Below are 10,333 nucleotides of genomic sequence, written 5' to 3'. Positions count from 1 at the left end.
AGCGAATCATAGGCGAATGTCGCGCTCACCACAAGGGCTAGCAGATATTTTTTCAGCGCACCCTCTTTGTCACCTTGCTCGCCCCTCCCTAGTACTACAGCCGTAGAAGTTCGGCGCCTGGAGGGGCACACCCGCGGCTTTGATAGTGGGGGCTGCTGTGCACGCCCCTGATGGGTGCGCCGCCAGATTGACCATTCAAGCGCATGATCGATCGAATGAATCGCGCGCCATACCAGGGCGGCACAACAGTCGGCGAATTTCCTGTAGGCTCAGCGGCACCGTCCCTTCAGGTGTTTTTTGTCCTGGACCCGAAGCGCAACGAGTGCCGCATGTGCCATGCAGGGCCAGCGTGATGTGACGATACCAGGCGCGCCTGTAGTGGTCTAATGAAACCGGACACTGATCTAGGCGAGAATGCTCGCCATGAAGAGGTGTCTGATGACGAAGCAGCGACGTACGTTTTCCCCGGAATTCAAACAGCAAGCCGCCTGTCTGGTGCTCGACCAGGGCTATAGCCATATGGAGGCGAGCCGTTCGGTCGGCGTCGGCGAGACGGTACTGCGTCGCTGGGTACACCAGCTTCAGCAGGAACGTCAGGGCATCACGCCGGATCAGCAACGCATTAAAGAATTCGAGGCGCGTATAGAACGCCTCGAACGTGAGAAGGCCATTTTAAAAAAGGCTACCGCGCTCTTGATGTCGGAAGGCATCGAACGTACGAAGTAATTGATCGGATCTGCGGGAGCGAATCGATCGAACTGATCTGCTCGGTATTTGGCGTATCGCGCTCCTGTCTGTATGCGTACCGGGATCGTGCCAAATACGTTGATGCCGAACGCATGGCGTTGCGTAGCCGAGTTCACGAGCTGTTCGTAGAGAGTCGCAGTTCCGCCGGCAGCCGCAGCATCATGGGCATGATGCGGGAGGAAGGCACGGCGATTGGCCGTTTCAAGGTCAGTCGCTTGATGGAGGAGCTGGGACTGATCTGCAAGCAGCCTGGTGGCCATGCGTACAAGCAGGCGACGGTTGAGCGGATCGATATTCCGAACCATCTCAACCGTCAGTTCGAGGCTGATGCGCCGAATCAGGTCTGGTGCGGCGACATTACGTATGGTACGCCCAGCCAGCGTAGCCCGCCCGCATGGGGGTGAGCTGCTTGAGCATGTCTGGAATGCAGTACCCCGGAGAAGTTGACGTTGGGGTATGCCCTTCCTCTGCTGCGAGAGGAAGTGAGCCGAAGCGGCGGTGACTTGCCGACACTGGCAAGGTGACGTAGTCCGTGGGAAACGGGGCTTGCGGCGAAGCGGTTACGCCAAGATGAGCCTCTAGGCTGAGCATGGGACGGTTGAGGAACACGAACCTGTTAAACCGCATCTGAGGGTTGAAATGTCACCTCTGCCCACACCGCTTTATGGGCGGAACGCGGACTGTTGCCGGTTACACGTATGGCCCGGCAGCACGAGGGCTGACTGGATATGTATGCTGGTCGGCAGGGAACCACGGGGAGCGCGCAGTTAGACCGAGGTGTTCGCGACGACTTGCGGCAAGCAAGGATAAAGACTGCGATAGGCAACCTCGCCCATGCGTTGAGTCCAGCATGTGAACTGGGGAAGGTCTGCACGGATGCCAAGGGAGTGTGCCCCCGATGACGTGCAGGCTGGCGGAGCCTCCGTAGTAGTCCGAGGTCGGGAGAACCGGCCACACGGCGAAGGGAGGCAGTTTAAGTGGTTTGCTTGGTTAATTAACTGACCATAGTGAGGTGAAGACCTTTGATAATCAGTGAAATGCAAAGCAAACTGGCGACGTGGTCAACGGAGAACAAAGAGCGCAAGTTCAATCGACTCCTGAGACTGATTGCCGATAGAGATTGGCTGAGCGAAGCGGCTCGCATTACGCTGGTATCCAGCGGAGCTCGCACGCCGGGTGTGGACGGAGTCGACAGACGCACGTTGGGAGCAAATCTCCAGCATGAACTGGCGACGATACGCGAAGAGCTATTGGCGGGCTCGTACAGTCCGCTGCCCGCACGACGCGTGTACATACCGAAAGCGAACGGCAAGCTCAGGCCGCTTGGCATTCCGAGCCTGCGTGATCGGATCGTACAACGGGCTATGCTGATGGCGATGGAGCCGATATGGGAGAGCGATTTCCATCCGGCTTCATATGGTTTCAGACCGGCCCGTAGTGTTCATCACGCGATTCGCACGGTGAAGCTTCAGCTACAGGACGGTGGCGAACACAGTGTCGCCGGACGCTGGGTTATCGAGGGCGATCTCGCCAGTTACTTTGACACCGTTCATCATCGTCTTCTTCTAAAGGGGATCCGCAAGCGGCTTGCCGACCAGCGCTTTCTTGCCTTGCTGTGGAAATTTATCAAGGCGGGGTGCGTTGATCGTGATCTGTTTCGTGCCGCGAGTGAAGGCGTTCCTCAGGGCGGTGTCATTACGCTGCCAACAATAGAGCAAACTCGCGAGTAAGATGGGGCCTGCGCATTTCAAAGGAGTGTCTAGCGCCGTGGTCCAGAAGCTGTTCCAAGGTTGATGTGGACCTCGTCCTTGAGACGGTCGCTCCCGCTGACAGGAAGGTGCAGCGATGACCCGCGGACGTAAAAAATGGCGTGTACGTCAGGCTTTTGAGCCGAGCCGCCATGCCCAGGAACAGTTGCAAAAGGCGTACGAGCAGCTTAGTCCGATCGAAACACGCTCCACGGTACAGTCGTGTGCGGGACGCTCTGCCACGTCCAATCAAGCGAGCCTTAAGCGAGGTAGACAATGAGCAAAGCTGCGGTGGTGGCACTCTATGCGCGGGTATCTTCCGAGCAACAGAACAAACGCGGCACGGTTGAAAGCCAGCTCGCCGCTCTGAAGGAGCGTATTTCAGCTGATGGCGCGCAGATTGCCGAGGACATGTGTTTCGTTGACGCTGGCGTGAGCGGCGCGACGCTGATCAGGCCGCAGCTGGAGCGACTCAGGGACTGTGCTGCGCTTAGTGCGATCGATCAGCTCTATATCCTGTCACCGGACCGGCTGGCGCGCAAATATGCGCACCAGGCGCTGCTGATGGAAGAGTTCGCGGCTTGCGGTGTGCAGGTTGTGTTCCTCAATCATGCAATCGGGACGACGCCGGAAGAGTCGCTGTTATTGCAGATGCAGGGCATGATCGCGGAATACGAGCGGGCGAAGATCGCCGAGCGCCATCGTCGTGGCAAGCTTCACGGCGCAAAACGCGGCAGTATCAATGTCTTGTCCGGGGCACCCTACGGCTACCGCTACATTCGCCGGCAGCTTGACGCAACACCGGCCCGCTACGTGATCGAACTGCCCCAAGCCGCGACGGTTCGGTCAATCTTCCAGTGGGTGGGGATGGAGCGCTTGAGCATAGGGGAAGTGGTACGCCGCCTCACCGACTCGGGCACAGTGACGGCGTCGGGCAAGCCGTACTGGGACCGCAGTGTAGTATGGGGCATACTGCGCAATCCTGCGTACATGGGACGAGCTGCGTTCGGCAAGACGCAGTCGTGCGATCACCTGGCGCGTGTGCGTGCCCAGCGCCACAGCGCCGATGTACCCAGAAAGCCGCATTCGACAACACGTACGCACCCGCAGGACTGGATCGAGATTGCGGTGCCAGCCATCATCAGCGAGGCGTTGTTCCAGTCAGCCCAGGAGCAGCTTGCCGAGAATCGCAAGCTGGCACGCCACAGACGCGAGAGTGCGCCGCTACGCCTGCTGCAAGGGTTGACGGTCTGCGGCCAATGCCGTTACGCCTATTACGCGAAGAAGGTGAGCAAGGCTGCGGCTAAGGGGCATCAGCGTAACTATGCCTATTACCGCTGTGTTGGAACCGACGCCTATCGTTTCGGCGGCCAGCGCATCTGTGACAATCTGCAAGTGCGAACGGACAAGCTCGATGATCTGGTATGGCAGCAGGTGGTGCAATTGCTCAGGCAGCCGGAACGATTGAAGAACGAATATGAGCGCCGACTCGATATGATGGAGCGCAACGAGAGAAATAGCCTGGCCACGAGCCACCTTGAAAAGCAGCGAATTCAGCTGGAAAAAGGCAAGTCCCGGCTGATCGACAGCTATGCAGAGGGTATCATCGATAAGACTGACTTTGAACCGAGGATGCAGCAGTTGAAGAACCGGATCGAGCAGATTGACCAACAGATCCTCGAATCCAAGCAACAAGGGGCGGTGCAAAGCGAGCTGTTTCTCGTTATCAACCGGCTCGAGGAATTTGCCGGCGCCATCACCCAAAAACTGGATACGATTGAGCTTGAAACGAAGCACAGGATTGTGTTGGGTCTGGTCAAGCGCGTCGAAATCCATAAAGATGAAATCGTCGTTGTGTTCAGGGTCGACCCACAGGCGGGGGCGCTCGCCAACGAAAACTCGAATGATTCAGACCACGGAGTGAAAAGTACGCAACATTGTACGAGGCGTACTCTCACCCCTGTTATCCAACATCATGTTGCACGAATTCGATGCGTGGATGGAAAGGAACTACCTAAGCAAGAAGGTGCGCAAAGATCGATGGGCGTGGAACTTCGCCATTCTCAAACAGCGTCCCATTACTGTGCGAGAAAACCGCCAGTGGAAACCAGCTGTCGCCTACTGTCGGTATGCAGATGACTTTGTGATCGTGGTCAAAGGAACACGGGAACATGCCGAGGCAGTGCGCGAAGCATGCCGAGAGTTTCTCGAAGGGGAACTGAAGCTCACGCTGAATATGGAGAAGACCCATATCACGCATGTGAACGATGGCTTTGTCTTCCTTGGTCACCGAATCATACGCAAGCGTGGATCACGCGGTCGCATGCGGCCTGTAACGACTATTCCGTGGGAGAAGTATCGAGGCTTTGCCGCGAGGCTCGTCAAGCAACTATCGGGCAACTATGGCATGAACCGGATGGATCTGATGGAGAGCCTGAACCGGCAGATCGCCGGCTGGGCTGCCTTCTATCAATTCACTGACTTCACGGCCACCATGTTTAGAAAACTGGACCGCACGGTCTTCTGGAAATTCGGCTACTGGCTCGCGCGCAGGTATCGGCGCGGGTTCAGTTCGCTGATGCGCGACTACATCCGGGCACCAGAACCGGGACAGGCTACGACATGGGTGCTGCAAGGCCAAAACAGTCGAGGTTGGTATGGGGTGGTGGCGCTTCGGCGTCTTGTTACCAGCCGAAAGGGCCAATTCAGGTGGCGTACGCCGTCGGAAAATCCGTACATCATGCGCGATGAGGCCCGGAACACCATCGAGTCGCGCTATGCCGATGTCGCCTTTGCTATGAGCAACGCTTGAATGGAGAGCCGGATGCGCTGAGAGGTGCAAGTCCGGTTCGGGGAGGAGAGGCAGGGAGATAGTTCGACTACGCCCTGCCTCTTACTCCACTCTGGGCGCAAGGCCGTTGGCATTATCTGGCGGCGGTGCTCGACCTGCCCACGCGGCGGGTTGTTGGCTGGGCGTTCTCGACGCGTCCGGATGCCAACTTGGTCGTGCAGGCGTTGGAAATGGCCTATGAGCAGCGTGGCCGACCGCAAGGATTGCTGTTCCACTCGGATCAGGGCGGTCAGTATGCCAGCCGGAAATTGCGTCAGCGGCTGTGGCGCTATCGGATAAAGCAGAGCATGAGCCGTCGCGGAAATTGTTGGGACAATTCGCCGATGGAGAGGTTGTTCCGCAGCTTTAAGACAGAATGGCTGCCACCAGTGGGTTACATGTCGGCACAGGAAGCACACCGGGATATCAGTCACTACCTGATGCACCGGTATAACTGGATACGGCCGCATCAGTTCAATGACGCACTGGCTCCGGCGGTTGCGGAAGAAAAATTTAATGCAGTGTCCGGAATCAGTTGACCACTACAGCCTCATGCCGTTTCGGCAAAGAGGTTATTTCAAAAAAATGATCTAATCAGGAGAGACATCGTGCTAGCAACAGTCACGGCGAGCATCCATTTGAGCAGCAACGATTCGCCTTTGGCTTGCGTAAATCTTTTATCAAGGTCGCCTCTGACTTCCGCGAATTTTTTGTCAAGCTCGCCCTTTACTTCCGCGAACCCCTTGTCCACCTTGGCATCCAAAGCGGCCAAACGTCTATCCACTTCAGCAAAACGCTTGTCCATCTCAGCAAAGCGCTTATCCGTCTTGGTTTCCAAGTCAGCCAAATGCTTGTCCATTTGGACATCCAGGCGGCTCTCGAGTTTTTCCAACTCAGCGTGCAGGTCTGCTTTAGTCACAAGCTGGTTAAGGTTGGCCTCGAAGATATCCGCAAACACCTCGGCCTCCGCTTCAGCCTGCGCAGGCGGCACGCCGGCGGTCTTGAGCCGGTTGGCAAATTTCAGTGTGTCGAAGGCGATGGCGGCCATGGCGAAATATCAGAAAACGAGCCAGATACCATGCAGCATAGCACAATAGTGTAGCGCTTCCAGACTAAAGCACGCTATCTAGGCACTTCCGCGCAGCTCGCACAGCCCGAGACATGGACTGGCTCCATTTCCACGATCTGCGGCACAGCGCCGCGAGCCAGATGATCAATCAACGCGTAGACCTCTATACCGTGGGAGCCGTGTTAGGGCATAAATCACACGCTAGCACGCAGCGCTACGCCCATCTAGCCACCGAATCCTTGAGGGATGCCATCACGCGGATCGGACAAAATTTCCCCCACCATAAAAAACGCGGGCTGCGTGACATGCGCGCAAACCCGCGTAGATATTGGTGGGCCTCCCGTGAGTCGAACACGGCACCAACGGATTATGAGTCTCCAGGTAAATTTATAAATATCATTAAGTTACACAGAGATCCATTCCGCAACAGAAATTAGGGCTCAATTCGCAAACCCTTGTCCTGCTTAGGGCGGCTTTAGCGTTGCGGAACAGAATCCGTGGCCTGTTGGGTTTGTTCCGGGGTTGCGGACTATACGTCAATGACGTATAATTGATTCACGCTAACGGTCGTTGAAACCCTGCTCTTCAAGAGCCTTGTATCCGACTACTGGACCGAAAACGAGCGCGGAGAGTTCTGCTCCTGGCTCGCCAACAACCCCGATGTGGGGGATGTGATTCCGGGTTCCGACGGATGCGCTGGAAGCGCCAAGGTAGCGGGAAGCGCGGCGGTGTCCGCGTCATCTACTACAATCGGCTCGCGAACGGCGAAATCTGGTTGCTCACGATCTACGCCAAGAGTGCGCGGGAGAACATCCCCGACCACACGCTCAAGGCAATCAAGGAGGCTATCGAGAATGCCTAAGACCGAAAAGGAACTCATCGCGCGTGACGCGACGCGCGACATCGAGGCGGAACTGCTGCAAGCAGTGAAACAAATGAAGGCTGGCAAGGCTGCGCGGACTACCAAAGTTGAAGTCAGCGTAGCGAGCGAGGCGCGTCGCGTCGTCGGTCTGTCGCAAACTCAGTTTGCTACGGTACTCGGCGTTTCCGTGCGCACCCTTCAGGAGTGGGAACAGGGGCGTCGCAAGCCGACCGGTGCTGCCCAGCGCCTATTGAGCATCGCGACCCGTCATCCAGAAGTTTTGATTGAAGAGTTGGCCGTCAGTTGAGCCGTGTGATGAACTAGCTCGCTAGCGCTAATCGGTTAGGGTCGTTCTCCTCGGCAAGGTGGGTGAGGCCGGTCGTTCAACTAGACTTTTTCGCCAGTCGCCCGAGAATCCGAATGTTGGCGCTGGTTTGGGTTCAGAAAAACTGTGAGCACCGTGACATTCGGCGTGAGAAACCAATTCGCCTCCCCGTTCACATCCATCGCCCACCAACGAGCGTTCTTCGGGGCCTTCTTCCAATCGACTTGAGGTTATATCGTTTCCTCAGGAATGGCTTTCACGGGCCGCTCCGACTTGAGATGGTCGTGTGCAATTTACATCACGGCTGGTGCTTGCCGCAATCCGCTGTCTCCAGTCTTACCGCGCACACGTAACCTTGAAGCTTGTCTATTTTGTGCTAGCCATCGGCAACGATAAAAAAATTTATCGCACAGTGGTTACGTAGAGGCCGAATGTGAGTGGATACCTGCGGACACACATGCGCCCGTAACAGTGCCTTCACAATTGATTGGCGAAGCTGCGCCCTGCCGTTTCCTTACGGCGCGTTTCCATCACAGCTCACCTGCAACACTTGCAATTGTATTTGTAAATACCTATATTTTCTGCGGGCCCGTTAGAATGGGTAATTAACAAACTTCTTCATGGAGTGAGGTTAACCATGTGCAAAACAATCAAACCTATTTTGATGCTTTTGTTCTCGCTTGTGGCATCGTCAGCTTGGGCCGATATCGGAGATGTTGATACTGAAGGATACTCCATGGTCACTCGCAATCAGACCAGCACAATACGGGTCCAAGACATTCAAGTGACAAACGTTGTGGAAGAAGGCGCTGAATGTCCTGAAAATGGTCGCCAAGCAAGGAATGCCAACGGGGCGCCACTTTTTTGCCAATCTGGGGTATGGAAAACTGCATTGGCAGGTGCCAAGATACGCACCGTATTTAGCGAGTTTGGAAACATAGCTAACCCGCATACTGGAAGTCCTGATGTCGGCCTTGCTACTTGCAATGCAGACGAAATCGTTATCGCTGGTGGCGGCAACTGCCAAAACGGAGGCATAGCATGGTTACACACGTCAGGGCCTCACGGCAATGGTTGGATGGCCAATTGTTATGCGGGTAACCACGGCGACAACCCCGCTCAGGCGATCGCTATTTGCTTGTCTATCCGGTGAATTACGGAAACATCCATTTTCACGCAAATGCAAATGGGGTTTGCACGGCAAGCTTTATTCCAAAACAAGCTGGATCATCAATCATGTGACTAGTGGCCTAATATTGGAGCGGGCTTGTCAATCCAGTGCATCGGCTGACAACGCCCGCAGTACAACCCAATGGCTGCTTTTAATAGCAGATTGGCGAAATGTTCAGACCATGGTCGAGTACAAGGTCGTTTCTCGCCTCCGCTATGTATCACGCGTAATGTTTGGTCCATGACGGCAACAATATTTGCTTATTGGCAACTAATCGACTGCGGCCGTACTGCACAAACGTAGCTTTGGAGCGCACGAGCTTGCCTATCTCTCGCTGATCGTCGGCCGCGACGGCAAAAACGTGTTGCGCCGAGATTGGATCACGGCCAGCAAACCCTTGTCCCGCTTGGGCACATTTTTGCATTGTGAAAAAACCGCTTGTTGATAGGTACTACGATGGTAGTTTAAGTCTGCATCCTAGCGCCGTTATAGCTAACCATGGCTGACATTCCGTAAGCCACAGATTACAATTTCAACATGATTACGATCCGCACCACAGAAGTCTTTTGACACATGGTTCAATAGCTTCAAGAACCACATGGCAAAACACCGCATCCAGGCTCGCATTGACCGTCTGACAATGGGCAATCCAGACGACACGAACAGTGCGAGTGCCCCGATTGTCGAGCTGCGGATTGATCATGGTCCCGGTTACCGGGTCTACGTACAGCGCGGCGCTGTGATGATCATTCTGCTGTGCGGTGGCGACAAGTCCACTCAAGCTGCGGACATTAAAGCCGCCCATCGGATGTTGAACTGCCTTGATACGGAGTGAAAGATGGACAAAATCAAGACCCGGCCATGGGATTCGGCCGAGCACCTGAAGACCGAAGAAGATATCGCCGAATATTTTGAGGCATGCCTTTTGGAAGGCGGCGATGATCCTACCTTCATTGCCCAAGCACTTGGCGTGATTGCCCGGGCGCGTGGTATGACACAAGTTGCCCGCGATGCGGGCCTGACACGAGAGGGTCTATATAAGGCGTTGTCAAGTGAGGGTAATCCGAGCTTCGGAACAATTTTAAAGGTCATCAAAGCGCTCGGGCTGCAATTGCACGCAACGGCGCATGCTTAATGCCGAAAAAGCTTACGATTACTACCCAGCGGACTGAACCGACATCGTGTTTGGATTGCATCCCGCCGTCTGTGGCTGCACCGTACACACGTAGCGCTGAAGCGCCCGAAGCTTGTCTATTTCTCGCTGGTCATCGGCAGCGACGGCGAAAATGTGCGATTCACGGACATCGTTTCGCTTTTTAGAGGGCCGTTTTCGTGGCGTGTTGGAACTTGCATCTTCTATCGGAGCCACGAGTTCCAACACGCGCCGGTGATGTGTAGCAAGGGTCTTGTCGAGTCGCCATTCGCGGTGTTGGACGCGCTCTTTCAGTTCGTCGTAGGCACCGGCTACCTCTTCCGAGAGAGGTGTCAGTTCGCCCAGTTCTGCTATGCGATCGACGGGCGTCTTGCCGCCGAGTGATCCGTGCGGGCGGCGCCAGTTATAGTCGAGGTGCCACTGTTCAA

General features: G+C 55.7%; 7 protein-coding genes and 6 pseudogenes. 11 read left to right on the top strand and 2 right to left on the bottom strand.

From position 1 onward, the window contains the following. Positions 1–438: 438 nt before the first annotated feature. The 5 genes and pseudogenes from B0O95_RS16820 to B0O95_RS14825 all read left to right on the top strand — a co-directional run. A pseudogene (locus B0O95_RS16820) lies at positions 439–1,112 on the top strand (transposase); the annotation flags it as partial. A 672-nt stretch (positions 1,113–1,784) separates the two neighbouring features. Then, on the top strand, positions 1,785–2,477 hold the full coding sequence (locus B0O95_RS14840) for a reverse transcriptase domain-containing protein (protein ID WP_199180536.1): 693 nt from the start codon (positions 1,785–1,787) through the stop codon (positions 2,475–2,477). 294 nt (positions 2,478–2,771) lie between these two features. Continuing rightward, positions 2,772–3,920: pseudogene (locus B0O95_RS14835) on the top strand (recombinase family protein); the annotation flags it as partial. A 550-nt stretch (positions 3,921–4,470) separates the two neighbouring features. Continuing rightward, positions 4,471–5,307: a reverse transcriptase domain-containing protein gene (locus B0O95_RS14830; RefSeq protein WP_332908576.1), complete on the top strand. Its 837-nt coding sequence runs from the start codon at positions 4,471–4,473 to the stop codon at positions 5,305–5,307. An 80-nt stretch (positions 5,308–5,387) separates the two neighbouring features. Continuing rightward, positions 5,388–5,864: pseudogene (locus tag B0O95_RS14825) on the top strand (IS3 family transposase); the annotation flags it as partial. A gap of 38 nt (positions 5,865–5,902) precedes the next feature. On the opposite strand, the gene B0O95_RS14820 reads toward B0O95_RS14825, so the two are convergent. After that, complete coding sequence (locus B0O95_RS14820; RefSeq protein ID WP_104078538.1) at positions 5,903–6,373, bottom strand: CCDC90 family protein; 471 nt, start codon at positions 6,371–6,373, stop codon at positions 5,903–5,905. Positions 6,374–6,456: 83 nt separating this feature from the next. Here B0O95_RS14820 and B0O95_RS17320 point away from each other — a divergent pair. From B0O95_RS17320 to B0O95_RS14790, 6 genes and pseudogenes are all read left to right on the top strand, one after another. Next, positions 6,457–6,831: pseudogene (locus B0O95_RS17320) on the top strand (tyrosine-type recombinase/integrase); the annotation flags it as partial. Positions 6,832–7,085: 254 nt separating this feature from the next. Further along, complete coding sequence (locus B0O95_RS17090) at positions 7,086–7,256, top strand: type II toxin-antitoxin system RelE/ParE family toxin (protein ID WP_332908575.1); 171 nt, start codon at positions 7,086–7,088, stop codon at positions 7,254–7,256. Next, complete coding sequence (locus B0O95_RS14805; RefSeq protein WP_104078536.1) at positions 7,249–7,563, top strand: helix-turn-helix domain-containing protein; 315 nt, start codon at positions 7,249–7,251, stop codon at positions 7,561–7,563. The genes B0O95_RS17090 and B0O95_RS14805 overlap by 8 nt, the downstream gene beginning before the upstream one ends. 655 nt (positions 7,564–8,218) lie before the next feature. Next, positions 8,219–8,734, top strand: coding sequence for a hypothetical protein (locus B0O95_RS15710; RefSeq protein ID WP_146064108.1), 516 nt, complete (start codon positions 8,219–8,221; stop codon positions 8,732–8,734). 555 nt (positions 8,735–9,289) lie between these two features. Continuing rightward, positions 9,290–9,587 (top strand): annotated as a pseudogene (locus tag B0O95_RS14795) (type II toxin-antitoxin system RelE/ParE family toxin). A 3-nt stretch (positions 9,588–9,590) separates the two neighbouring features. Continuing rightward, complete coding sequence (locus B0O95_RS14790) at positions 9,591–9,887, top strand: addiction module antidote protein (protein WP_104078534.1); 297 nt, start codon at positions 9,591–9,593, stop codon at positions 9,885–9,887. 21 nt (positions 9,888–9,908) lie between these two features. Here the strand turns inward: B0O95_RS14790 and B0O95_RS16810 are convergent. Then, positions 9,909–10,333 (bottom strand): annotated as a pseudogene (locus B0O95_RS16810) (hypothetical protein); the annotation flags it as partial.

It is taken from the genome of Mycetohabitans endofungorum (assembly GCF_002927045.1).
GTDB classification, from domain to species: Bacteria; Pseudomonadota; Gammaproteobacteria; order Burkholderiales; family Burkholderiaceae; genus Mycetohabitans; species Mycetohabitans endofungorum.
The sequence above is the reverse complement of the archived record's forward strand: the minus strand, read 5'-3'. Positions and strand labels throughout refer to the sequence as shown.